The sequence below is a fragment of the Desulfomicrobium baculatum DSM 4028 genome (assembly GCF_000023225.1).
In the GTDB taxonomy this organism is placed as follows: domain Bacteria; phylum Desulfobacterota; class Desulfovibrionia; order Desulfovibrionales; family Desulfomicrobiaceae; genus Desulfomicrobium; species Desulfomicrobium baculatum.
In genome coordinates this window covers 1,031,914-1,054,412 of the sequence record NC_013173.1, presented here as the reverse complement: position 1 = coordinate 1,054,412, position 22,499 = coordinate 1,031,914, and the positions used below count along the sequence as shown (strand labels likewise).

General features: G+C 58.4%; 25 protein-coding genes. 19 read left to right on the top strand and 6 right to left on the bottom strand.

Going from position 1 to position 22,499, the window contains the following annotated elements; translation table 11 throughout:
• The first annotated feature begins 192 nt into the window (after positions 1–192).
• Both fdnG and DBAC_RS04940 read left to right on the top strand, forming a co-directional pair.
• Positions 193–3,228 carry a formate dehydrogenase-N subunit alpha gene (gene fdnG / locus DBAC_RS04945; RefSeq protein WP_015773186.1) on the top strand — a complete coding sequence of 1,012 codons (3,036 nt, stop codon included), beginning with the start codon at positions 193–195 and terminating at the stop codon, positions 3,226–3,228.
• Positions 3,229–3,237: 9 nt separating this feature from the next.
• Positions 3,238–3,972, top strand: coding sequence for a 4Fe-4S dicluster domain-containing protein (locus DBAC_RS04940; protein ID WP_015773185.1), 735 nt, complete (start codon positions 3,238–3,240; stop codon positions 3,970–3,972).
• A 128-nt stretch (positions 3,973–4,100) separates the two neighbouring features.
• On the opposite strand, the gene map is transcribed toward DBAC_RS04940, so the two are convergent.
• Positions 4,101–4,934 carry a type I methionyl aminopeptidase gene (gene map / locus DBAC_RS04935; RefSeq protein ID WP_015773184.1) on the bottom strand — a complete coding sequence of 278 codons (834 nt, stop codon included), beginning with the start codon at positions 4,932–4,934 and terminating at the stop codon, positions 4,101–4,103.
• A 121-nt stretch (positions 4,935–5,055) separates the two neighbouring features.
• On the opposite strand from map, the gene DBAC_RS04930 reads away from it, so the two are divergent.
• Genes DBAC_RS04930 through DBAC_RS04920 form a run of 3 tightly spaced genes read left to right on the top strand, consistent with a single transcriptional unit; the run spans position 5,056 to position 6,062 of the window.
• Positions 5,056–5,256: a heavy-metal-associated domain-containing protein gene (locus DBAC_RS04930; protein ID WP_015773183.1), complete on the top strand. Its 201-nt coding sequence runs from the start codon at positions 5,056–5,058 to the stop codon at positions 5,254–5,256.
• Positions 5,257–5,259: 3 nt separating this feature from the next.
• Positions 5,260–5,760: a DUF3592 domain-containing protein gene (locus DBAC_RS04925; protein ID WP_015773182.1), complete on the top strand. Its 501-nt coding sequence runs from the start codon at positions 5,260–5,262 to the stop codon at positions 5,758–5,760.
• Positions 5,757–6,062 (top strand): putative quinol monooxygenase, encoded by a 306-nt coding sequence (locus DBAC_RS04920; protein ID WP_015773181.1) that lies wholly within the window; start codon positions 5,757–5,759, stop codon positions 6,060–6,062. Before DBAC_RS04925 ends, DBAC_RS04920 begins: the two co-directional genes overlap by 4 nt.
• A 366-nt stretch (positions 6,063–6,428) precedes the next feature.
• On the opposite strand, the gene DBAC_RS04915 is transcribed toward DBAC_RS04920, so the two are convergent.
• The gene (locus DBAC_RS04915) at positions 6,429–7,070 is read right to left on the bottom strand and encodes a precorrin-8X methylmutase (RefSeq protein ID WP_015773180.1); all 642 of its coding nucleotides are present in this window, start codon (positions 7,068–7,070) and stop codon (positions 6,429–6,431) included.
• Between the two features lie 67 nt (positions 7,071–7,137).
• Positions 7,138–7,785, bottom strand: coding sequence for an AMIN domain-containing protein (locus DBAC_RS04910; RefSeq protein ID WP_015773179.1), 648 nt, complete (start codon positions 7,783–7,785; stop codon positions 7,138–7,140).
• Between the two features lie 298 nt (positions 7,786–8,083).
• Between DBAC_RS04910 and DBAC_RS04900 the strand changes: the two genes are divergently transcribed.
• Together DBAC_RS04900 and DBAC_RS04895 are read left to right on the top strand one after the other, a co-directional pair.
• Positions 8,084–10,297, top strand: coding sequence for an ATP-binding protein (locus DBAC_RS04900; protein ID WP_015773178.1), 2,214 nt, complete (start codon positions 8,084–8,086; stop codon positions 10,295–10,297).
• Between the two features lie 10 nt (positions 10,298–10,307).
• A complete protein-coding gene (locus DBAC_RS04895; protein WP_015773177.1) occupies positions 10,308–11,000 on the top strand; it encodes a metal-dependent hydrolase in 693 nt (230 codons plus the stop codon).
• Between the two features lie 74 nt (positions 11,001–11,074).
• Here DBAC_RS04895 and trpB read toward each other — a convergent pair whose 3' ends face one another.
• A complete protein-coding gene (gene trpB, locus DBAC_RS04890) occupies positions 11,075–12,283 on the bottom strand; it encodes a tryptophan synthase subunit beta (protein ID WP_015773176.1) in 1,209 nt (402 codons plus the stop codon).
• 256 nt (positions 12,284–12,539) lie between these two features.
• On the opposite strand from trpB, the gene DBAC_RS04885 reads away from it, so the two are divergent.
• Genes DBAC_RS04885 through DBAC_RS04875 form a run of 3 tightly spaced genes read left to right on the top strand, consistent with a single transcriptional unit; the run spans position 12,540 to position 13,937 of the window.
• Positions 12,540–12,881: a cupin domain-containing protein gene (locus DBAC_RS04885; protein ID WP_015773175.1), complete on the top strand. Its 342-nt coding sequence runs from the start codon at positions 12,540–12,542 to the stop codon at positions 12,879–12,881.
• Position 12,882: 1 nt separating this feature from the next.
• Entirely contained in the window at positions 12,883–13,092 is a 210-nt protein-coding gene (locus DBAC_RS04880) for a 2-hydroxymuconate tautomerase family protein (protein ID WP_015773174.1), read from the top strand.
• Positions 13,092–13,937, top strand: coding sequence for an RluA family pseudouridine synthase (locus DBAC_RS04875; RefSeq protein ID WP_015773173.1), 846 nt, complete (start codon positions 13,092–13,094; stop codon positions 13,935–13,937). Before DBAC_RS04880 ends, DBAC_RS04875 begins: the two co-directional genes overlap by 1 nt.
• A 406-nt stretch (positions 13,938–14,343) precedes the next feature.
• Here the strand turns inward: DBAC_RS04875 and DBAC_RS17670 are convergent, their stop codons facing one another.
• Positions 14,344–14,883 carry a rhodanese-like domain-containing protein gene (locus DBAC_RS17670; protein ID WP_015773172.1) on the bottom strand — a complete coding sequence of 180 codons (540 nt, stop codon included), beginning with the start codon at positions 14,881–14,883 and terminating at the stop codon, positions 14,344–14,346.
• A 301-nt stretch (positions 14,884–15,184) separates the two neighbouring features.
• Here DBAC_RS17670 and DBAC_RS04865 point away from each other — a divergent pair, with 301 nt between their 5' ends.
• Both DBAC_RS04865 and DBAC_RS04860 read left to right on the top strand, forming a co-directional pair.
• On the top strand, positions 15,185–15,571 hold the full coding sequence (locus DBAC_RS04865) for a hypothetical protein (protein WP_015773171.1): 387 nt from the start codon (positions 15,185–15,187) through the stop codon (positions 15,569–15,571).
• A gap of 78 nt (positions 15,572–15,649) precedes the next feature.
• Positions 15,650–16,507: a pirin family protein gene (locus DBAC_RS04860; RefSeq protein ID WP_015773170.1), complete on the top strand. Its 858-nt coding sequence runs from the start codon at positions 15,650–15,652 to the stop codon at positions 16,505–16,507.
• On the opposite strand, the gene DBAC_RS18725 is transcribed toward DBAC_RS04860, so the two are convergent.
• Positions 16,504–16,701, bottom strand: a complete 198-nt coding sequence (locus DBAC_RS18725) for a hypothetical protein (protein ID WP_143890798.1) — start codon at positions 16,699–16,701, stop codon at positions 16,504–16,506. The genes DBAC_RS04860 and DBAC_RS18725 overlap by 4 nt on opposite strands.
• Positions 16,702–16,787: 86 nt before the next feature.
• Here DBAC_RS18725 and DBAC_RS04855 point away from each other — a divergent pair, with 86 nt between their 5' ends.
• The 7 genes from DBAC_RS04855 (at position 16,788) to DBAC_RS04825 (ending at position 22,478) form a co-directional block, all read left to right on the top strand.
• Positions 16,788–17,210, top strand: coding sequence for a universal stress protein (locus DBAC_RS04855; RefSeq protein WP_015773169.1), 423 nt, complete (start codon positions 16,788–16,790; stop codon positions 17,208–17,210).
• A 568-nt stretch (positions 17,211–17,778) separates the two neighbouring features.
• Positions 17,779–19,158 carry a DUF2254 domain-containing protein gene (locus DBAC_RS04850; protein WP_015773168.1) on the top strand — a complete coding sequence of 460 codons (1,380 nt, stop codon included), beginning with the start codon at positions 17,779–17,781 and terminating at the stop codon, positions 19,156–19,158.
• A 97-nt stretch (positions 19,159–19,255) separates the two neighbouring features.
• The gene (atpD, locus tag DBAC_RS04845) at positions 19,256–20,785 is read left to right on the top strand and encodes a F0F1 ATP synthase subunit beta (RefSeq protein ID WP_015773167.1); all 1,530 of its coding nucleotides are present in this window, start codon (positions 19,256–19,258) and stop codon (positions 20,783–20,785) included.
• Positions 20,757–21,164: a F0F1 ATP synthase subunit epsilon gene (locus DBAC_RS04840; RefSeq protein WP_015773166.1), complete on the top strand. Its 408-nt coding sequence runs from the start codon at positions 20,757–20,759 to the stop codon at positions 21,162–21,164. The genes atpD and DBAC_RS04840 overlap by 29 nt, the downstream gene beginning before the upstream one ends.
• The gene (locus DBAC_RS04835; RefSeq protein WP_015773165.1) at positions 21,157–21,489 is read left to right on the top strand and encodes an AtpZ/AtpI family protein; all 333 of its coding nucleotides are present in this window, start codon (positions 21,157–21,159) and stop codon (positions 21,487–21,489) included. Before DBAC_RS04840 ends, DBAC_RS04835 begins: the two co-directional genes overlap by 8 nt.
• The gene (locus tag DBAC_RS04830) at positions 21,479–21,793 is read left to right on the top strand and encodes an ATP synthase subunit I (protein WP_218915590.1); all 315 of its coding nucleotides are present in this window, start codon (positions 21,479–21,481) and stop codon (positions 21,791–21,793) included. Before DBAC_RS04835 ends, DBAC_RS04830 begins: the two co-directional genes overlap by 11 nt.
• Positions 21,783–22,478 carry a F0F1 ATP synthase subunit A gene (locus DBAC_RS04825; protein ID WP_015773163.1) on the top strand — a complete coding sequence of 232 codons (696 nt, stop codon included), beginning with the start codon at positions 21,783–21,785 and terminating at the stop codon, positions 22,476–22,478. The genes DBAC_RS04830 and DBAC_RS04825 overlap by 11 nt, the downstream gene beginning before the upstream one ends.
• Positions 22,479–22,499: the final 21 nt, after the last annotated feature.

Below are 22,499 nucleotides of genomic sequence, written 5' to 3'. Positions count from 1 at the left end.
CGGACTTGGTTTTGACCTTCGTCCGGTTCTGACCAGACGCGTCCGCGTGAGGATAATTGGAAGCAGGGTAGCCCGGCCCGTGGCACCTCTGAGGTTCGATTCCGTTCTCCCTTCGGGCCGGTGGCTGCAATTGCGCCTCGGCCGGGAAATTCGTGGTAGGTAAACACCAGAAACATTGTCAGGAGGAACTGCATGAAACTGGGAAGAAGAGAATTCGTCAAACTCACGGCCGCTGCGACAGCGGTCACGGCCTTCGGGGGCCTCGGGTTTGACCTGGCGCCGACCAAGGCCCATGCTCAGCTTTTGAGCTTGCGCAAAGGCAAGGAAACCACCTCGGTCTGCTGCTACTGTTCGGTAGGCTGCGGACTCATCGTCACCACCGACGAGAAAACAGGGCGCGCCATAAACATCGAAGGCGACCCGGATCATCCCATCAACGAAGGCGCCCTCTGTGCCAAAGGCGCGGCCATTTACCAGCTGGCGGAAAATCCCCAGCGCATCACCAAGGTGCAGTACCGTGCACCCGGCAGCGACAAGTGGGAAGAAAAGAGCTGGGATTGGGCCATCACGGAGATCGCCAAGCGCGTCAAGAAAGTCCGTGACGAATCCTTCACCGAAAAGAACGCCAAGGGCGAAGTCGTCAACCGCACCGAAGGCCTGGCCTCCGTCGGCTCGGCCGCCATGGACAACGAGGAATGCTGGATCTACCAGGCCTTCCTGCGCAGTCTGGGGCTAACGTACATAGAGCATCAGGCCCGTATTTGACACAGCGCAACTGTTGCGGCTCTGGCAGAGTCGTTCGGACGCGGCGCGATGACCAACCACTGGATCGACTTCAAGAACAGTGATTGCATTTTGATAATGGGCAGCAACGCTGCCGAAAACCACCCCATCTGTTGGAAATGGGTCACCAGGGCGCAGGAAGCAGGCGCGACGGTCATTCACGTCGACCCGCGTTACACCCGCACCTCCTCCAAGTCGGACATGTACGTTCCCCTGCGGTCGGGCTCCGACATCGGTGTCCTGGGCGGCATGATCAAGTACATTCTGGACAATGACCTGACTCAGAAGGAATACGTTCTCCACTATACCAACGCCTCTTTTCTCGTTTCCAAGGATTTCAGCTTCAAGGACGGCCTGTTCTCCGGCTTCGACGAGGCTGGACGCAAGTACGACAAGAAGTCCTGGGACTTTGAAATGGACGAGAACGGCGTGCCCAAGCGGGACATGACCTTGAAAGATCCCCGCTGCGTGTATCAGATCCTGAAAAAACACTACGAGCGTTACGACTCCAAGAAAGTTTCCGCCATCTCCGGTTCTCCCGAAGACCAGCTGCTGGCCTTCTACAAGGCGTACACCGCCACGGGCAAACCGGACAAGGCAGGCACCATCCTGTATGCCATGGGCTGGACCCAGCACACCGTCGGCGTGCAGAACATACGCGCCATGAGCATCATCCAGCTGCTGCTGGGCAACATGGGCGTGGCCGGCGGCGGCGTGAACGCGCTGCGCGGCGAATCCAACGTCCAGGGCTCCACCGACCAGGCCCTGCTCTTCCACATCATCCCCGGTTACATGGCCACCCCGCGTGCCAACTGGGCGACCCTGGAAGACTACAACAAGGCCAACACTCCGGTCAGCAAGGACCCCAAGAGCGTCAACTGGTGGCAGCACAAACCCAAGTACTTAGCCAGCCTGCTCAAGTCCTTCTACAAGGAAGCCGACCTGCCCACCGCCTACACCTGGATGCCCAAGCTCGATGTAGGACAGAATGCCTCCTGGCTGGTACTCTTCGATAAGATGCTCAAAGGCCAGTTCAAGGGCTTCTTCGCCTGGGGCATGAACCCCGCCGCCAGTGGCGCGGACTCCAACAAGACCCGCGAAGCCCTGTCCAAGCTGGACTGGATGGTCAACGTCAACTTGTTCGAGAACGAGACTGGTTCCTTCTGGAAGGGCCCGGGCGTTGATCCCAAGAAGATCAAGACCGAAGTCTTCTTCCTGCCCTGCTCGGTCTCGGTAGAAAAGGAAGGCTCCATCTCCAACTCCGGCCGCTGGATGCAGTGGCGCTACGCCGGTCCCAAGCCCATGGGCGAGTCCAAGCCCGACGGCGACATCATCTATGAACTGGCGCTCAAAATCCGCGAGCTGTACGAGAAGGAAAAGGGCGCGTTCCCCGATCCGGTCCTCGGCCTCAACGTCGACGATTGGGGCGATGGACACGTTTTCGATCCGCACAAGGTCGCAAAGCTCATCAACGGTTACTTCCTGAAAGACACGACCATCAAGGGCGCTGACGGCAAGGAAACCGTGTACAAAGCGGGCAGCCAGGTTCCGAGCTTCGTGATGCTGCAGGCCGACGGCTCGACCTGCGCCGGTAACTGGATCTACACCGCCTCCTACACCGACAAGGGCAACATGTCCGAACGCCGCGACAAGACCCAGACCCCGGAACAGGCCAATATCGGCCTCTTCCCCGGATGGACCTGGTCCTGGCCGGTCAACCGCCGCATCATCTACAACAGGGCTTCCGTCGACATGACCGGCAAACCCTGGGCACCGCAGAAGCCTGTCCTGGCATGGGACGGCGCGAACAAGAAGTGGCTCATCGACGTGGTCGATGGCGGCGGAGACGCAGGCGCCAAGTATCCCTTCATCATGCAGAAGCATGGCGTGGGACAGATCTATGGCCCGGGCCTCAACGACGGTCCGTTGCCCGAATACTACGAACCCCTGGAATGTCCGGTCACCGAGCATCCCTTCTCCACGCAGCTCAACAGCCCCACGGCCCTCATGTTTGCCGAAGACGCTCACAAGCGCACCACCTGCGACCCGCGCTTCCCGTTCGTGTGCACCTCGTACCGGGTCACCGAGCACTGGCAGACGGGCGTACTGACCCGCTGGCTGCCCTGGCTGACGGAAGCCCAGCCGCAGATGTTCTGCGAAATGAGCGAGGAACTGGCTGAACTCAAAGGGATCAAGAACGGCGAAAAGGTCATTCTGGAGAATCCGCGCGGACAGCTCTGGGCCATCGCCATCGTCACCAAGCGCTTGAAGCCTTTTGACGTCATGGGCAACCCTGTCCATGTCGTGGGTATCCCCTGGCACTACGGTTGGGTCTGGCCCAAGGACGGCGGGGATGCGGCCAACCTGCTGACTCCTGCTGTCGGCGATCCGAACACCGGCATCCCGGAAACCAAGGCCTTCATGGTCAACGTGAAGAAAGCGTAAGGAGCCAATATGTCAGGAAAATCATTCTTCGTCGATCTGACCAAATGTACGGCCTGCCGCGGTTGTCAGATCGCATGCAAGCAGTGGAACAAACTCCCGGCCGAGCAGACCAGAAACCATGGGTCGCACCAGAACCCCATGGATGTTTCGGCCATCACCTATAAAACCGTGCACATGAAAGAAGTTGCCGACGACAAGGGCTTCATGGCCGCCTGGCTCTTCTTTCCGGAACAGTGCCGGCATTGCACCGAACCCCCCTGCAAAATGACCGCCGATGCCTATGACGACACGGCCATTCTGCAGGACGAGGTCACCGGCGCCATCACCTTCACTGAAAAAACCAAGGATTTGCCTGATTTCGATGAAATCCGCGAAGCCTGCCCCTACAACATTCCGCGTCAGGATGCGGCCACCAAGGTCATGACCAAGTGCACAATGTGCCTTGACCGTGTGCAGAACGGCCTCAAACCCGCCTGCGTGCAGGCCTGCCCGACCGGAACAATGAACTTCGGAGATCGGGACGAGATGTTGGCTTTGGCTGAAAAACGTCTGGCCGAGGTGCAGAAGAAATTCCCTGACGCGGTGTTGGGCGACGCCGATTCGACCAGGGTCATCTACCTCTACCAGATGGCACCGCAGAAGTTTCACGACTTTGCGGTGGCCGCAGCCACCACGCCTGGGCTCATGAACCGCAAGGCCATGTTCGCCAAGCTCTTCGGCTCGACTTCCAGAAGCAAGGCCTAGTCCAGAAGGCCCTCCTCCATCGGCTGGCCGGGAAGACGGCTTCCCGGCCTCTCTAAAAACAAAGACCCGCGCTCACGGCCATCCGTAGGCGCGGGTCTTCCTTTCGTCTTACCGAAAATAACGTGAAATCAGAGCGGATACGGAGTCAGACTACGCACCCCTTTCTCGGTGACCAGCACGGTCTGCTCGAACTGGGCCGAAAGGGAGCCGTCGGCCGTGACCACGGTCCAGTCGTCATCGAGCCGCCGGATGGCCAGGCCGCCCTGGTTGATCATGGGCTCGATGGTGAAGACCATGCCCGGCACCAGCACGATGCCAAGGCCGGGACGCCCGGTGTGGTTGACCTGGGGCTGTTCGTGAAAGGCGTGCCCCACCCCGTGGCCGACGAGTTCACGCACCACGGAATACCCGGCCTCCTCGGCATGGCTCTGAACGGCATGGCCCACGTCGCCAAGGGTCGCCCCCGGACGCACGGCCGCGATGCCGCGGGCCAGACACTGCGCCGTCACGTCCACCAGCCTTCTGGCCTCGGGCGAGACCTCGCCGACGAAAAACGTGCGGTTGGCGTCGGCGAACCAGCCGTCCTTGATGCTGGTCACGTCGACGTTGACGATGTCGCCCTCGCGCAGCTCGCGCGGGCCGGGGATGCCGTGGCAGATCTCGTCGTTGACGGATACGCACGTGCTCTTCGGAAATCCCCGATAGCCGAGGGGGGCAGGCACTGCCCCATGTTCCAGAGTGAAGTCGTGGACCAGGGTGTTCAGTGCATCGGTCGTGATTCCGGGAGCAATGTGGACGCCGATCATGTTCAGGGTGCGGACCACAAGATCTCCGGCTTGTGCGATGCCCGCCACGGCGGCCTTGTCTTTCAATTTGATGCGATACCGTTTCCAATATTCATCCGCCACGGACGAGCTTAAGCTCCGGCGGTTCAGTCGTAATTTCGAATTGCGAAAAAGCATGACATGCCCTTGTTAGATGTTTTCCGTATCACTTGTCCCAGAACGCACCGTTCTGTCCAGTGTCTGCAAACGTTGCCTTCCACGACTCTTTCGGCCATGGTCGCAAAAAAAGGAGGCACCCATGCCAGTTATCAAAATTTCAGGAATGTCATGCGCCCACTGCACGGGTTCCGTGACCAGGCTGCTTGAGGCAACGCCCGGCATCTCGAACATCACCGTGACCCTCACCCCCGGCCAGGCCAGCTTCGACGCCGCGCCCGAGATCAATCTCGACCAGGTCAAAGAGGCGATCCGCAAAATCGGCTTCGACCCGCAGGATTAGTGCATGTTTTCCACCTTGCGCAAAATGATTCTGCTCGTGCTGGGCATCCCTTTTGTCATCCTCGGCACCCGCTTCCTGCTGGATGCCGGACAAAGCGCCCTGGTTCATCAGGCCGCCGCATCATGGACGCCGATCACTGTCGAACTCGTTTCCGTGGATCATTTTTCCAGCGAGGACCAGGCGCTGGGCAACCAGACCCTGGTCGACTACCGCTACGAGTTCGAAGGACGCGCCTTTGAGGGACAATTCTCATGCATCGGAGATGAATGTCCGCAAAAGGACCTGCACCTGTCCCTGCGTGCGGCGCAGGAGGAAAAGCGGCCCGTGGCCGCGCTGGTCGATCCGGACGACCCTGCGCAATCCCTGCTCTACCGCAACCTTTACATGCCCCTCTTTCTGCTCAAGGCGGGGGTCGGCCTTTTCTGCTTCCTGACCGGCAGCGTGGCCGTCATATTCGGCGTCTATCTGTTGAGCGGGGCCGGCGCGACAAAGGGGGCCAAATGATCCATGTCGTGGCCCATGTCACCCTCAGACCCGGCACCGCTCCTGTCTTCCTGCGGGAATTCCGCGATCTGGCCGTCCTGGTCCGTCAGGAACCCGGTTGCGTCGATTACTTCCCGGCCCGGGACGTGGACATGGGGCTGCATTTCCAGCCCCTCGACCCGGACCGGGTCACGGTGCTGGAAAAATGGACCAGCCGCAGGGCGCTGGAAAGTCACCTGCGCTCAGGCCACATGCGGGGATTTGAGGACAGAATCAAGGATATAGTGCTCGACATGAAGCTGACTATTGTTGAAGAAGTTTAGGAAACTGAAGTTTTAGGTTCTCAATTTCGGATTTGCCTTTCCTCGTCACCTACTCAGCACCTCAAGGTCCGCTGTCGGCAGGGTCTTGAGAACTGTCGGCTGTCTGACTGAGCCAGGCATCGTTTGTTGAATCGTTGCCTGACGGATCACCCGGATTTTCCGCCCGGCACGCAACGATTCAACTCTACGAGGCCGGAGAAGGAGTTCCGACGGGTCTCAAGACCCTGCCGACAGCGGACCGTTTTCCACAAATAGCAAAATCTTCCCCTTCTTCAAATTCGACGCTTCTTCAAATTCGATGCGAAAAAGCCCCCGCGTGATTGTTCATGCGGGGGCTTTGGTTTGTCATGCTCAGACCATCTTGCCTCAGACGCCCGACTTCTCCCGCGCCAGTTTGAGCAGGGCGTTGATCACGCAGGCCGCGAGGCTTGAGCCGCCCTTGCGCCCGGCGATGGTGATGTAGGGGATGGCGTCTTGGGCCAGGAGCAGTTCCTTGGATTCCGCCGCATTCACGAAACCGACAGGCATGCCGACGATGAGTTTGGGCGGACGGGCTCCTCGCTCCATCCAGTCCAGGAGGCGATAAAGGGCCGTCGGCGCATTGCCGATGACAAAGATGTCCGCCCCGCCATGCGCCATGGCTTCGTCCACTGCGGCCCAGGCGCGGGTCACGCCTTCGCTTTTAGCCCTTTTGGCCACGGCGGGATCATCGATCAGGCACCGCACGCGACACCCAAGCGGCTCAAGCCGCCGGACCGGAATGCCGGACAGGGCCATGCGGGTGTCGGTCACGATGTCGGCTCCGGCCAGTAATGCGCTTTTGCCGGCCTGGATGGCGTCAGGGTGAAAGCGGATGTGCGAGAGCAGATCGAAATCCGCAGAGGTATGGATCATCCGCCGGGCGACAACCCACTGCTCCCCTGCAAAAGGCCGAGGTTCCGGGACCTCTGCGTCGATAATGGCCAGGGAGCGGGTTTCTATCTCCAGAGGTGGGACTGCGACGTACATGAGATTATCCTTATGAAGAAGCGCCGGACAAAATGCTTGAGGGGTTTCGCGGCGCGGAATCAAAACCTCATTTAGGAGACTCTTCAAAAACCGTTATCGTAAAAAGGCTTTCCTGTTCAAAAAATTCCTGCTCGATGCGGCCGATCAGGGGTTCAACGACATCAAGCACGATCCTGGCGCGCTTGAACGGTTTGTCTTCGTGCCCGACTCTGATTTTCTGCACCATGCGACCCTCACAGAGGATTTCTCTGGGCAGGTCGGCCATGGGCAGGACGCCGTCGAAGTCGCACACCAGCCGGACCGGAAGGGCTGTCTTCAACGTGAACACGTCGGGCAGCACGGGACCGTCCAGATAGATGCGCACCCGCTCGGCGGAGGCCAGGGACTCGAATTCCACGCGCACGATGCGCTGTTCCGCGAAAGAGAGACAGGTCGTGCCCGAATTTTTCACGAACACGGGCACGGAGACATCGCCTCCCGCAGCCAGGAGCGCGGAATGAGAAATTCCGGGATTGAGCCTCGCAAAAACATCCCGGACCTTCGCGTACTCGCCCATGGAGGTGATGCAGCCGTATTTCAGCAATAGCTGACGGATGCTATCCCCTGCGGCGACACGGTGGACACTCACCGAATGCTCTGCGGCAAAAAGATGCCCCAGTGGAAAGGATGCGAAAAGAATACATAACAGACAGAAAAAACGGATTGATCTCTTCATGGCCGGCAAACATCCATCATTTTAAAACGTCCGCATTTGACAACACCGACACTACCCAAGAAAGAAGAAAAAGAAAATCAATTCCATGCCATAATTTTCACCATCACGGCCGCACGTTCTCCTGGGAGGCTCCGGCACCCGGCACGTCTCCCCTCCCGGAACGGCAAGCAGGGGCCGCTTGGACACGGACACGAATTCTGGTACCTGAAAAATAACATCTCGCGGCGCACCCGTGGCAAAATCCGACAAGCGGAACAAAGCACCTCCCGAACGACCCATCAAGGGGAACCCGAATTTCATGAGCATTCGCCAAAAATCCAGCGCACACGATCTTGAATCTGAACTCCGCGCGTGCCGAAAAGAGCTTCGCGAACTCAAAAGCCGTCTTGATGAACGAGGTCTTGCCCTGAATCTTCAGCACGAAGACGCGGCCGGACTGACGCAATTGGTCGCGGAACTGGACAGGGCCAAGCAGCAGGCCGAGTCCGCAAGCCGGATGAAATCGCAATTTCTGGCCAACTTCAGCCATGAAATCCGCACCCCCATGAACGCCATCATCGGCATGACCGACGTCGTCTTGAACACAAAAGTCACGCCGGAGCAGCACCGCGCCTTGACCATCGTCAAGAACGCCTCCGAGTCCCTGCTCAATCTCATCAACGGGGTCCTTGATCTTTCCAAAATCGAGGCCGGCCAGTTCGCACTGGAAGTACGCCCCTTCGACCTGCGCGCCGAGGTCGAGAGAACTGTAAGCACCCTCGGGCTCACGGCCGCCGAAAAAGGGCTGGAACTGATCTGTCGCCTGCCTCCGGACATGCCCCGACACATGCAGGGCGACCCCATCCGCCTGCGCCAGGTGCTCATGAACCTGCTCGGCAACGCCCTCAAGTTCACTCCCTCCGGCCATGTCTGCTGTTCCTGTCAGGTGGAGCCGAAAGCGGGCGACGACTGCGTGGTCCGCTTTCGCATCGAGGACACCGGCATCGGCATTCCGGCGGACAAGCTCGGGACCATCTTCGAGGACTTCACCCAGGTGGACAGCTCCTCCACCCGAGTTTACGGCGGAACGGGCCTTGGGCTTTCCATCTCGCGCAAGCTGGTGCAGCTCATGGGCGGCGACATCTTCGTCCAGAGCACTCCCGGACAAGGCAGCGCCTTTGAATTTCACGCACGCCTGGGCCAGGTTTCATTACCGGACACGGCCCATGCCCAGATCTTCGACCACGCGGCCACGGTGCTGGTCGTGGCCAACAACCCGCTGATCCGGACCCAGGTCAAGGAACTGCTCGCCTTCTGGGGTCTCGACACCGAGGACGCGGACTGCATGGAATGCATGGGCCGTGACGGAAAAAACGTCGACCTTGCGATCATGGACACGGATTTCGGAGATTTTGCCTGCATGGAACTCATGCTTTCGGGCGGAGCCCTGCATGAGCTCCCGAGCATCGTGCTGACCCAGCTTGGCGACACGTCGATCACTTCCGGCGCGGGACAGGTCAAGGCCGTGCTGACCAAACCCCTGCTCCAGGACGAATTGCTGCGCGCCCTGGCCCGGGTTTTCGGCCTGCGCCTGCACCTGCCGGACAATCAACCCACGGAGCGGAGTCTGCCCCGGCTGCGCCCGCTTGAAATTCTGCTGGTCGACGACGTGTCCACCAACAGGGAGCTGGCCGGACTGCTGCTCGGCAAGATGGGACACACGGTGCACGAGGCCAGCGACGGCCTGGACGTGCTGACCATGATCAGCAGACGCGCCTACGACCTCATTTTCATGGACCTGCAGATGCCGGTCATGGACGGATTCACGGCCACGGGCATCATCCGCGCCTGCGAACAGGGCCTGCCCGCGCCCACGGACATGGACGACAGTTTTCTGGTCAGGGCCGTACGCGAAAAGGTACACGGCACCTACACACCCATAGTGGCCATGACCGCTCACGCCCTGCTCGAAGACAAGGAACGTTGTCTGGGCATCGGCATGGACGGCTACCTGACCAAGCCCTTGCGTCTGGAGGAAGTGCACGCGGTGCTGAGCCGCTTCAGCGACACCCTCGACTCTCCCCCCGAGCCGGAGAAAAACCCGGACCAGCCCGAAACGCCGTCAGATCCGATCCCGACGTTTTCCGGACAGCAGGCGGCACCAGCGTCCGGCGCAACCGGCTACGTCGAGCGCATGCTGGCCGCGTTGAGCGCCCAGTACGAACTTGACCGCGAAGAAGCCATGCCGCTCATCCACAGCTTGGCCGAGACCCTGACCACGCACGAACAGGGCCTTAAAAGTTGCCTGGAAGCCGCCGCAGCGGACAAACTCATGCACCATGCCCACGGCATAAAAGGCGTGCTACTGAATATGGGCTTGACCGAGGAAGGCCTCGCGGCCAAAAAAGTGGAGGAATCGGCCCGCGCCGGCGCGAGCCCCGAAAACCTGCGTCAGGAGGCCGAAAGCCTGCTGCTGACAACAGGCGGCATTCTCGAAGAACTGCACATCGCCCTTGCGGGCGAACACACTTGAAGGAGACAGCATGAACACACTGACCTGGCACGGCCACTCGGCCTTCGCCATCACATCCAATCAAAAAACCATTCTCGTCGATCCCTGGTTCGACGGCAACCCTTCAGCCAAGGCCGCGGCGGCGAACATCGAGGCCGACCTGATCCTGGTCACCCACGATCACGATGATCATGTGGGCCAGGCGCTGGATATCTGCAAACGCACCGGCGCAACCCTGGGCTGCATCGTGGAACTGGCCGCCAAGCTCAAGGCCCAGGGGCTGCCGGGCAGCCAGATCTTGAACGGCATCGGCTTCAACATCGGAGGCACAGTTTCCCACGAAGGCATCAGCGTGACCATGACCCAGGCCCACCACTCCTGCGAGTCGGGCGTGCCCGTGGGGTACATCATCCGTCTGGAGGACGGATACACGGTTTACCACGCCGGGGACACGGGAGTCTTCTCGTCCATGGCCCTGTGGGGCAAACTCTACAAGATCGACCTGGCCCTTCTGCCCATCGGCGGCGTGTTCACCATGGACCCGGCCCAGGCGGCCCTGGCGGCCATGATGCTGCGGTGCAAGAAGGTTTTGCCCATGCACTGGGGCACGTTCCCGGCCCTGGAGCAGAACGTGGATGCTTTCAGAAAGGAACTGGACAAACTCGGTCTGGCCGACACCCTGACCCAGGCCGAAGTCGGCGTGCCCTTGGGGCTGGTGGGCTGAGCACCAGGCGGGGAACACCCGCGCGAATGTATGGACTTACGGCCCGGTCGGGTAATCGACCGGGCCGCTGTATTCTAAAGGACCGGAGGCACGATTTCGCCGCTTTCAACCATGCGCTCGATCTGATCCACATCCTTGTCGCCGCGTCCCGACAGGTTGACGATGATGATCGTGTCCGCGGAGAGCGTCGGTGCGATGCGCAGGGCGTGGGCCAGAGCGTGGGATGATTCCAGGGCCGGGATGATGCCTTCGGTGCGTGAGAGCAGGAAGAAAGCGTCCAGGGCTTCCTTGTCGCTGGCGTGCACGTATTCGGCGCGGCCCAGGTCCTTCAAGTGAGCGTGTTCGGGGCCGACGCTGGGGTAGTCGAGCCCGGCGGAGATGGAATAGACTTCGGCGGGCTCGCCCGTTTCGTCTTTGAGCATGTATGAGTTGAAGCCGTGCATGACGCCCGGTTCGCCCAGACACAACGTGGCCGCGTGCTCCCCGTATCCCAGTCCCCGGCCTGCGGGTTCCACGCCGACAAGCCGCACTTCCTTGTGCGGAATGAACTCGGAAAAAAGACCCATAGCGTTGGAACCGCCGCCCACGCAGGCGATGCAGTAATCGGGCAGGCGCCCTTCGGCCTCCAGGATCTGGGCCTTGGCTTCCCGACCGACGATGGACTGGAACTCCCGCACCATGAGCGGGTACGGATGCGGACCCACGGCGGAGCCGAGCAGATAGTAGGTATTCTGGGCATCCTGAACCCAGGACATCAGCGCCTCGTCCACGGCCTCCTTCAGGGTCTTCTGGCCGCTCTCGGCGGGCACGACCCTGGCCCCCATCATCTGCATGCGGAAGACGTTGAGCTTCTGGCGCTCCACATCCACCGCGCCCATGTGGATGGTGCACTCCATGCCCATGAGCGCGGCGGTGGCCGCCGTGGCCACGCCGTGCTGCCCCGCGCCGGTCTCGGCGATGATCTTCTTCTTGCCCATACGTTTTGCCAGCAGAATCTGGCCGATGGTGTTGTTGACCTTGTGCGCGCCGAGGTGGTTCAGGTCCTCGCGTTTGAGGTAGATCTTGGCCCCGCCGCAGCGGCTGGTCAGGTTGGCGCAGAAGTAGAGCGGATTGGGACGGCCCGTGAACTGCTTCTGGTAGTATTCGTATTCCTTGATGAAATCCGGATCATTGCGGTAACGCTCAAAGGCCTCGGCCAGTTCGTTCAGGATGTCCTTGATCGGTTCGGGGACGAACTGTCCACCGTAGGTGCCAAAAAAACCGTCGGCTGTGGGCATGGTCATGAGGAGTCTCCTTGGGGTTCGAATAAAAAAAAACCGCGGTCAGTCTGCACTGCCGCGGTTGGTATTTTGCTTATCCTTTGACGGATTTCAGGCCAAGACGCATCCCACGGCATGTATTTCATGCCGCCACCAAAGAAGGGAAACGCTGCTGGCCGTAGTATTCATGAAGAAAAGCACTGCCCCACGCACTGAACGTTTGTCAAGTCATAATCGATCGGATACACACATGCGTCACGAGCACCAAAGGAGCACCCATATGATCACCAAGAACGATGATACCGCCTGGCACGAGCTCATCCCGGGCATCAGTGTCAGCACCCTGGTCCATGGAGACAAGACCCTCATGGCCCGTTTCGAACTCAAAGAGCACTCATTCCTCCCGGTCCATTCGCACATGCACGAACAGACCGGATATCTGGTCTCTGGGCATATGACCATGACAATAGGCACCCAGGAGCACCATTTCGGCCCAGGCGACAGCTGGTGCATCGCCCCGGGAGTCGAGCACGGCGCGGTCATCCACGAAACCTGCCTGGCCATCGAGGTATTCTCCCCCGTGCGCGAGGATTACCTGCCCTACCTGCCGGCGAAAAAATAACATGCCCATTATCAGCATCCGCATGGCCAAGGGCCGCAGCATCGAACAAAAACGCAAACTCGTGGCCGAAGTCACCCGGGCAGTGTCCGAAACCCTGGATCTTCCGCCAGACATTGTCTCCATCCAATTACATGAATTCGAACGCGAAAACTGGGCCACGGGCGGGGAACTGCACGTCGACAGGTTCGGACCCGGATTCGGGAAACCCTGATGCACACAACACCCGAAACTTTTTCCAGCACCTTCACCGTCGAAGAAGCCGCCCCGGCCTGCGACACCCTGGCACGCCTGACCGGGCTGCCCAAGGCCCGCATCAAGGACTGCATGGCCAAGGGCGGCGTGTGGTGGTCCCGCCCCGGACGCTCGACGTCCCGGCTGCGGCGGGCCTCCGCGGAAGTCAAACCCGGCGAACGCCTGGAGATCAATTACGATCCCGCCCTGCTGGCCCTGGTTCCGGCCCAGCCGGAACTCATTGCCAAGGCCAAGCACTATTCCGTCTGGAACAAGCCTGCCGCAGTCCTGTCCCAGGGCACGCGTTTCGCGGACCACTGCACCCTGCCCCGTCTGGCCCAGGCCAAGCTCGGCTCCAGAAACGAGCTGCACCCGGTCCACCGCCTGGACCGCGAAGCACGCGGGATCATGCTCCTGGCCCACGACGGCAAGGCAGCCGCCAAACTGGGGGAACTTTTTCGCCAAGGCGCGGTAGTCAAGGAATATGCGGCCATCGTGCGCGGCATTCCGGACTGGACCGACATCGAGGTTAACGAGCCCCTGGATGGCAAAGAGGCGCGTTCTCGCTTTCATGTTGTCCAAAGCGACCCCGCCTCCGACATGACCCTGCTCCTCGCCCGCATCGACACAGGCCGCAAACACCAGATCCGCCGCCACCTGAACGGCCTGGGACATCCCGTCATGGGCGACCCGCGCTACGGTCGCGGCACCAGACAGGTGCAGGAGCTGCAGCTTGTGGCCAGAAGCCTGGCCTTCACCTGCCCGTTCACGAACGCGCCCAAGCAATGGGCCGTGCCGGATCTTCCCTTTCCCCTGACGGACTGAATACGACAACTACACGACCAGTCAGACTTTCAAGGGCAGTTATTGTAATAGGTTTTAATGTTTTAAGTTTTGTGTTTTAATCTTTGCGTTTTCCAAACCACGTGCTCGGCGCCTCAAGGTCCGTTGTCGCCATGGTCTTGAGTTACGCCGGAACTCCTTCTCCGGCCTCGTAGAGTTGAATCGTTGCGTGCAGTGCGGAAAACCCGAACAGCACATCAGGCAACGATTCAACAAACGATGCCTGGCTCAGTCAGACAGCCGACGCACCTCAAGACCATGACGACAACGGACCGCTGAACAAGATAAGATTACTGCACAAAAAAACGTCATCCTCTTGAATAAGAAGATGACGTTTTTTGTGCAGTAACGTATTTATATATATTTAAAAATATTTAAAATATCCAATTCAAAAAGAAGTATACGCTGTCGGCAGCCCCGCATTGATCCACTCGTCAAACCCACCATCCAAAATATACATATCCGAAAATCGCAACTTTTCCAAAGCTTTCAAAGCAAGTGGGCTTTGCCTGCCTTTTTGACAATAAAGAAGAATTTTTGATTCTCTATCCATTTGAGAAATTATTCTTTTAAAATTCGTTGCATAATAAGGAACAAGTTTTGCGCCTTCGATATGAGCATCATCAAATTCAGCTTTTGTCCGTAAATCAATAATGATGAACTGTGGATTATCCTTGTTCGCTTCAATCAGTTTTTGCGCTTCCAACGGAGGCAACACATGCTCGCTTGCAGAAGCAATTCCTGAAACAATGAAAAATGCTCCGAAAAAGAACACGAAAAATCTATAAATTTTTGAATATTCCATAATTTGTCCATTGGCTAAAGCGAAATTGAACGTATGTGGCTGAAATCCGACATAACAATAATCTATGTTTTTTTGGGCTTTCACGCAACCAGCCAGGCCTGCGGGCATCGCTGCCGGCTTCATCCGGCTGTTCCCGTGCGGCTTTCCAGACAGTCATCGAAACCGCGTACACCGTCTGATCCGCGAAGCAAGCTCTGCGGATCAGGCCCCTAACCAACCGAAAGAGCAGAGTTTGTAACTCATTTCGGCCCGGCATTGCCAAATATTCACCTGCGAGCTATGGTTTGAATAAACCAGTAAATTGAATTTTCACCACCATGCACAGACTCCCCGAATATCCTCCTCTTTTTTGCGAATACCCTTGCGTGAACCTGGTTAAGGCAGTTTTTCAAACCGGTTCTTTCACTTTTTAATGGAGGTCAGCATGACACGACAATTGTCTTTCAAAGCGCAGCAACGTGAAGTGGAGCCGCATTACCGCAGCCAGATCGACGCGGCCGAGTCTACGGAAGACGTGAAAAAATTTTACGAACGCACCATCTTTGACTTCCTGACCAGGGCAATCGGGGATCAGGTCGAGGTGCAACCCGGGGACGTGGTTCTCGATCCAAAAGGAAAGCAAGGCTATAAAGTTACCAAGAGACTGCGGGACGACGAGGGGTTCAACCGCATGCACGCCCAGTCGGACCTGCCGGACATCATGCTGCTTTTGACCGAACGGGCGGTGAACAGACACAAATATCTGGTCACCAAGCAGCCAGACAAGACCGAAATAAAAATATTCCAGGTTCCAGGACCACGCAGAAACTGACCCTCATGACAATCCGTGCGAAGCAGGCGTTTATTCGAACCGGCGCGACACGCGGAAACGCCATTACCAGGAGCGACCATGCGACGAGCGATCAAGGCCATATATAAGGGCGAACCCGTGACCGAAGGAGCGGGCGTGAAGCTGCGGCGGATTTTCGGTTACTACGAGGCCCCTGAATTCGATCCATTCCTTTTATTCGACGATTTCAGGTCCGACAAACCCGAGGATTTCAAACGCGGTTTCCCCTGGCATCCGCACCGCGGCATCGAGACCATCACCTATGTCATCAAGGGAGATGTCGAGCACGACGACAGTCTGGGCAATACGGGAATCATCTCCAGCGGCGACGTGCAATGGATGACCGCAGGCTCCGGCATTGTCCATCAAGAGATGCCGAAGGGCGACCCGAACGGTTCCATGCACGGCTTTCAACTCTGGGCCAATCTGCCGGCTGCCGAAAAAATGATGGCCCCACGCTACCGTGGACTGACCGCTGCGCAGATCCCACAAACGACTCTTGCCGACGGCACGCGGATCAAGGTCATTGCCGGACAGGTCGAGGGCGTGCACGGCCCCATGGACGATATTGTCATCCAGCCGAGGTATCTGGATTGCGACGTCCCCGCCGAAACCGGTTTCACCCACACCCTGCCCGATAACCACACCGCCTTCATCTACGTCATCGAAGGCGCGGGCGCGGTGGAGGGCCAAGCGGTGGCCAACCGCGACCTGGTCCTCTTCGGCCCCGGAGACTCGCTGGCCGTCGAAGCGGGCCCGGAAGGCATCCGCTTCCTGCTGATCAGCGGCCGCCCTTTGGGCGAACCCATCGCCTGGCGCGGACCCATCGTCATGAACACCAAGGCCGAACTCGAACTGGCCTTCAAAGAATACCACGAAGGGACCTTCATCAAGCACCCTGTCAACCAACCCCTCTAACTGCGTAAAAGGCCCGGATTTTCCGGGCCTTTTACGCAGTTACCGCCCGCCTCGATGCATCCCAGCCCGCTGATTTCCTGAACAATCGTTTCGAAGCGGTTCGGTTTTACCCAAACGTTGCCAAAGATCGAGGGGAGAGTTATGTTTTCAATAAACATCGCCTGTTCAACACCCGGCAGTTCAACCCGCTCCAATTCGCCTTTTCACCGCTTGCTACAAAAGATGTGATATTTCCTTGCATGGAGGACTAAAGAAACCCGTATAAAAGGAGGATGAAAAAATGAAGATTCTGGTGGCTCTCGATCAATCGACCTACGCAACTCTGGTGCTCAAGAAAGCAATGGAAATTGCGGCCAAGGAAGATGCGGAACTCACGGCCCTGACCATTTCCACTGCTCCTTTCAACAATCTGTATCTTGGAGAAGTTTCGGGAAATTTTCTGGATAAAATCCGCCAAGGCGTCCAGGAAACCATACAGCGGATCAAGGACCAGGCTCAAGCTGCCGACGCTAAGGTAAACGTCATCGCACAAGAGAGTGCTTCCCCGGCAGATGCTATTGTCGAGTATGCCGAGAAAAACGGAATCGACCTCATAGTCATCGGCAACAAGGGAGCGGGCGCGGTGGAACGCTTCCTCATCGGCAGCGTTTCAAGCAAGGTTGTTTCACATGCCCCGTGCTCGGTCATGGTGGTCAAGAAGTAGGATCAAGCGGTCCGCAGCCCCCGGCGGCGGCCGCCAAGAACGTTTGCACGTTGAAAAGCCCGATTCATGCCGGGCTTTTCAGCGTATGGGGGGGGACCGCGGAGCCCAGTTCAACATGATGCACAAGCCGCAAAAATTCCGTCCCCATCGAGACCAGGCTGACAGGAAACTCCTTTTGGCTGCCGTGCTCCGCAAGATGATCCGGCCCACCCTGGCACCACTCCATTTCCAGCTCTGAACCGGGCAGTGGTTTTCCCTCAGGATAAAACGACAAAAGCGACGCTTGTCCTGAACGGCTGTGATATATTGCGGATACAGAACATATCGCGGATCAAACAAACGGATTTAATGCACAATATTTCCATTTCAAAAAATTTAATAATTAATTTAGCTTATTCATTAAAACAAAATAATATAATTCACAGGAACACTTATTGCTCATGTCATTACATCGCAAATATTTAAAAAATATGAGGGTGTGAAAAAACTCAAGATACTTTTAACAGCAACTCCATCATCATGCCATTCAACATGACAAAAATCCGTAACGGGAAGTGGGATCTGACTCATGAATAAATTAAGGCAACTTTGGAGCAATCTGCGGTCGAGCTTTTGGTTTGTGCCTTCGCTCATTGTCGTATTCAGCATAGCCCTGGCGGTAGCGTTGGTCGAAGCGGACTCAGCCGGCAGCGACCTGTGGCTGGCCCGGTGGCCACGCCTGTTCGGGGCCGGTGTGGAAGGCGCACGCGGGATGATGTCCACGATTGCCGGTTCCATGATGACCGTGGTGGGAGTCACGTTCTCCATGATCCTTGTGGTGCTGGCGCTGGCATCGAGCCAGTATTCCTCGCGAATCCTGCGGAACTTCATGCGCAGCCGCGTTACGCAGGTCGTACTTGGCATCTTCGCCGGCATTTTCACCTACAGCCTGATCGTGTTGCGCACCATTCGCGGCGGCGATGAGGGAGCATTTGTTCCAAGCCTGGCGGTGTTCTTTGGTTTTGTGCTGGCGCTCGGAGGAGTGGGCGCCCTCATGTTCTTCATTCATTACATCGCCTCTTCGATCCAGGCGTCCAATATCATCGCTTCCGTCGCCAGCGAAACTGTCCAGGCCATAGAGCGGCTTTTCCCGGAAAACCCCGGACAAGAACCTGCCGACAGCATTGACGACCCGTCGCCGGATCTTCTGGCTGAAAGGAGCTGGCGCACCGTCCTGGCCGGGAAGAGCGGCTACATCCAGATCGTGGATAACGACGCGCTCATGCGCGTGGCGCAGGACATGGACACCATCGTGCGGATGGAGCGCGGCATCGGCGAGTTCGTTGTCCGGGACACCGCGCTGGTCTCGCTCGCTCTGCGGGACCCGCTGGACCAGGAGACGGTTGCCGCCCTGCAGGCAACGTTCACCATCAGTCGCCACCGCACGGTGGAGCAGGACGCTGCCTTCGGCATCAGACAGATCGTGGATGTGGCCTTGAAAGCACTCTCCCCCGGCATCAACGACACAACAACAGCCGTGATGTGCGTGGACTATCTGACGGTGATCCTGGCCCGTCTGGCGCCCCGGCGAATCACGTCGTTGTACCGCTACGGGGAAGAACGGCTGCGCGTGATTGCAAGGGGCCCCGGCTTTGAAAGTCTGCTGACCGAATCCTTCGACCAGATTCGAGGCAATGCCTCAGGCAATTTCGTCATCATGTCCCGGATGATCGACGCCATTTTGACTCTTGCCGGTTTAACGACCACCCCACAGCGCAGGCGGGCTCTTCTCGATCAGGTTCAATGGATCGCCGAACTGGCCGGGCGCACCCTTGAGGCCAAGCATGACCGCACGAGGATAAACACGCAAATAACGCGCGTGCGCGAAATGCTTGAATCCGAACCTGCCTTGTGCGCGAAGGAGGGAAAACCACATTCACAGGCGTGTCTGCCGAACATGACGGCTTGAAAGGAATTTCGGAGACCGACGTGTCCAGGTTCCGTGATTGGGTCGACGGGCGGTTCCCAATGGACTCCGCGTCATGGGAAACTAAAGGAGCTTCCGTATGAGTGTTCATACCGGCCATGCGAACAGCGGCGTAGTGGTCTCTGTGCGTGGCAGTGTCGTAGACATACGTTTCGATGCCCATTTGCCCCCCATCTACTCACTTCTGCATGCGCATGAGGGGAAAATTTCCATTGAGGTTCTGGCTCAGCTGGACGCACATCGCGTGCGTGGCATCGCGCTGACACCCACCCAGGGTCTTGCCCGCGGGGTCGCGGTGGAAGACACGGGGGGGCCGTTGAAAACTCCGGTCGGCAAGGGAATTCTTTCGCGAATGTTCGACGTTTTCGGAAACGCCATCGACCGCCAGGCGCCGCCGACGGATATCCAATGGCGCACAGTTCATCGTGCCCCGCCGGTGCTGGCCCGGCGTTCCACCAAATCCGAGATTTTCGAGACCGGGATCAAGGTCATCGATGTACTCGTGCCAATCGAGCGCGGTGGCAAGGCGGGCCTGTTCGGCGGGGCGGGTGTGGGCAAGACGGTACTGCTGACCGAAATGATTCACAACATGATCGGGCACCACGAGGGTGTGAGCATTTTTTGCGGCATCGGCGAGCGCTGTCGCGAAGGCGAGGAACTGTACCGGGAGATGAAGGAGGCCGGCGTACTGCCGAACATGGTGATGATGTTCGGACAGATGAACGAACCGCCGGGTAGCCGGTTTCGCGTAGGCCATGCGGCGATGACCATGGCCGAATATTTCCGCGACGACGAACATCGCGACGTGCTGCTGCTCATCGACAATATTTTCCGGTTCATCCAGGCCGGCATGGAGGTGTCCGGCCTGATGGGCCAGATGCCATCGCGTCTGGGCTATCAGCCGACCATGGGCACCGAGCTGTCGCGACTGGAGGAACGCATCGCCAACACCGACGCCGGGGCCATCACATCCATCCAGGCGGTGTATGTGCCGGCGGACGATTTGACCGACCCGGCGGCGGTGCACACGTTTTCGCATCTCTCGGCGTCCATCGTGCTCTCGCGCAAGCAGGCCAGCGAAGGACTCTACCCGGCTGTCGACCTGCTGCAATCCAGCTCCAAGATGGCCACACCCGGCATCGTCGGAAAACGGCATTACGGTTTGGCGCAGGAAATCCGGCGGACGCTCGCGCAATATGAACAGCTCAAAGACATCATTGCCATGCTCGGCATGGAGCAACTTTCTTCGGAGGATCGCAGGGTGGTCGCCCGCGCCCGACGGCTGGAGAGGTTCCTCACACAGCCTTTTTTCGCCACCGAACAGTTCAGCGGCATCAAGGGAAAACTCGTCAGTCTCAATGACTCGCTCGATGGCTGCGAACGAATCCTGCGCGATGAGTTCAAGGACTACCCAGAGAGCGCCCTCTACATGATCGGAGCGATTGGCGAAGTGAAGAAAAAAGCCTCTCCCGGAAAACCGGCAGCCAAGCCTGCGGCGCAGGCCGACCTGAAGCCGGCCAACGGTTCCCCGGCCACAACACAATCCGAACAGCACCAACAAACTGAACCGGAGGACCCAGATGCCGCAGCCGACATTCATGCGCCTTAAAATTCTCCTGCCGTTTGGAATCTTTGCCGAGAAAACCGGCGTTTCCCGCATCGTCGCAGAGACCCGCGAAGGGTCGCTTGGACTCTTGCCGCACCGGCTCGACTGCGTCGCGGCCCTCGCACCCGGGATTCTGGTCTACGAAAACGAAGCCGAGGGCGAGGTTTACGTAGCCGTCGATGAAGGAGGGCTGGTCAAGACGGGGCCTGACGTATTTGTCTCTGTGCGTAACGCGGTCGGAGGCAAGGACTTGGCGCTTTTGCGCGAAACGGTGGAGCAGGAGTTTCTGGACATCAACGAACGCGAGCAGGTCGTCCGCTCGGTGATGGCAAAAATGGAGAGCGGTTTCATCCGCCGCCTGGCGGAGTTTCATCATGAGTGAAAAACCGGAAATCAAAAGCAAGGATGACCGCACCACGTTCAGTCGGGAGGTCGGCGCAAAGGCGGCGCGCAAGCTCAAGGCGCGGCGCAACCCCACGCCGGGCGTCTGGTTTGGCCTGGGCATGATGGGGCTTGTAGGCTGGTCGGTGGTGATTCCAACGCTGCTCGGCGCGGCGCTCGGCATCTGGCTGGACCATCGGCATCCGGGAAGCCATTCCTGGACCCTGGCGCTGATTGTGGCCGGGCTCACGGTCGGCTGTTTTAACGCCTGGCATTGGGTGGCCAAGGAAAACAGGGAAATGGGAAAGGAGGACAATGATGAATGAAACTTTGACACTGGTCCTGGCGCTGGCGGCGGGCGTTTTGCTCGGCGGGCTGTTCTTTGGCGGCCTCTGGTGGACGGTCAGGAAAGGCGTTTCGTCCAAGCGGCCGGCGTTTTGGTTCTTCGCCAGCCTGTTGCTGAGAATGGGCATTACCCTGACAGGGTTCCATTTTATCGCGGGCGGTCATCTGGGCAGGCTGCTGATGTGCCTCCTTGGTTTTTTCATTGCGCGCCTTGTCGTGACGCGGCTCACCAGAACGGTGGAAAAGCCGGCTTGCCTGGCACAGGAGGCCGGACATGCGTCTTAGCCCCGATGAAATCATATTCTGGCAATACGGCTTTCTCAAACTCAACGCCACCATTGCATTCACGTGGGGACTGATGCTCGTAATGGCCATTGGCTCGAAAATCATTACGCGCAGACTTTCCACGGACCTGACACGCACCCACTGGCAGAACCTTCTTGAAATCGTCGTCACCGGCATCGAGAAACAGATTGAAGAGATCGGCCTCAGTCAGCCGCGGAAATATCTCGACTTCCTGGGCACGCTCTTCCTTTTTGTTGCCGCAGCCAGCCTCTGCACCGTCATTCCCGGTTACGAACCGCCGACCGGTTCACTTTCGACCACAGTTGCGCTCGCGCTGTGCGTGTTCGTGGCGGTGCCGTTCTTTGGCATCCAGGAGCAGGGGCTAGGCGACTATCTCAAGTCCTATATGAAACCGACGATCATGATGCTGCCCTTCAACATTATCAGCGAAGTTTCGCGCACGCTGGCCCTGGCCGTCCGTCTGTTCGGCAACATGATGAGCGGGGCGATGATTATCGCCATCCTGATCACGATCACGCCCTTCCTCTTCCCAATCGTCATGACCATGCTGGGGCTGCTCACCGGCATGGTGCAGGCATACATCTTCAGCATCCTCGCCGCGGTTTACATCGCGGCCGCCATACGAATTCGCAAACCCAGGCCTGAACCCAGGGCAACACAGTGAAGCATGAACACCTCCAAAAAA

Bases quoted from the DNA above. Each gene is read 5' to 3' on its own strand.
- DBAC_RS04830 (WP_218915590.1), top strand. From the start codon at position 21,479: ATGATGAATGAAACTTTGACACTGGTCCTGGCGCTGGCGGCGGGCGTT.
- DBAC_RS04825 (WP_015773163.1), top strand. From the start codon at position 21,783: ATGCGTCTTAGCCCCGATGAAATCATATTCTGGCAATACGGCTTTCTC.
- DBAC_RS04895 (WP_015773177.1), top strand. From the start codon at position 10,308: ATGAACACACTGACCTGGCACGGCCACTCGGCCTTCGCCATCACATCC.
- DBAC_RS04850 (WP_015773168.1), top strand. From the start codon at position 17,779: ATGAATAAATTAAGGCAACTTTGGAGCAATCTGCGGTCGAGCTTTTGG.
- DBAC_RS04900 (WP_015773178.1), top strand. From the start codon at position 8,084: ATGAGCATTCGCCAAAAATCCAGCGCACACGATCTTGAATCTGAACTC.
- DBAC_RS04880 (WP_015773174.1), top strand. From the start codon at position 12,883: ATGCCCATTATCAGCATCCGCATGGCCAAGGGCCGCAGCATCGAACAA.
- DBAC_RS04860 (WP_015773170.1), top strand. From the start codon at position 15,650: ATGCGACGAGCGATCAAGGCCATATATAAGGGCGAACCCGTGACCGAA.
- DBAC_RS04855 (WP_015773169.1), top strand. From the start codon at position 16,788: ATGAAGATTCTGGTGGCTCTCGATCAATCGACCTACGCAACTCTGGTG.
- DBAC_RS04915 (WP_015773180.1), bottom strand. From the start codon at position 7,070: ATGTACGTCGCAGTCCCACCTCTGGAGATAGAAACCCGCTCCCTGGCC.
- map (WP_015773184.1), bottom strand. From the start codon at position 4,934: ATGCTTTTTCGCAATTCGAAATTACGACTGAACCGCCGGAGCTTAAGC.
- DBAC_RS04920 (WP_015773181.1), top strand. From the start codon at position 5,757: ATGATCCATGTCGTGGCCCATGTCACCCTCAGACCCGGCACCGCTCCT.
- DBAC_RS04835 (WP_015773165.1), top strand. From the start codon at position 21,157: ATGAGTGAAAAACCGGAAATCAAAAGCAAGGATGACCGCACCACGTTC.
- DBAC_RS04925 (WP_015773182.1), top strand. From the start codon at position 5,260: ATGTTTTCCACCTTGCGCAAAATGATTCTGCTCGTGCTGGGCATCCCT.
- DBAC_RS04940 (WP_015773185.1), top strand. From the start codon at position 3,238: ATGTCAGGAAAATCATTCTTCGTCGATCTGACCAAATGTACGGCCTGC.
- DBAC_RS04840 (WP_015773166.1), top strand. From the start codon at position 20,757: ATGCCGCAGCCGACATTCATGCGCCTTAAAATTCTCCTGCCGTTTGGA.
- DBAC_RS04875 (WP_015773173.1), top strand. From the start codon at position 13,092: ATGCACACAACACCCGAAACTTTTTCCAGCACCTTCACCGTCGAAGAA.
- DBAC_RS04930 (WP_015773183.1), top strand. From the start codon at position 5,056: ATGCCAGTTATCAAAATTTCAGGAATGTCATGCGCCCACTGCACGGGT.
- DBAC_RS04910 (WP_015773179.1), bottom strand. From the start codon at position 7,785: ATGAAGAGATCAATCCGTTTTTTCTGTCTGTTATGTATTCTTTTCGCA.
- DBAC_RS04865 (WP_015773171.1), top strand. From the start codon at position 15,185: ATGACACGACAATTGTCTTTCAAAGCGCAGCAACGTGAAGTGGAGCCG.
- atpD (WP_015773167.1), top strand. From the start codon at position 19,256: ATGAGTGTTCATACCGGCCATGCGAACAGCGGCGTAGTGGTCTCTGTG.
- trpB (WP_015773176.1), bottom strand. From the start codon at position 12,283: ATGACCATGCCCACAGCCGACGGTTTTTTTGGCACCTACGGTGGACAG.
- DBAC_RS04885 (WP_015773175.1), top strand. From the start codon at position 12,540: ATGATCACCAAGAACGATGATACCGCCTGGCACGAGCTCATCCCGGGC.
- DBAC_RS17670 (WP_015773172.1), bottom strand. From the start codon at position 14,883: ATGAAGCCGGCAGCGATGCCCGCAGGCCTGGCTGGTTGCGTGAAAGCC.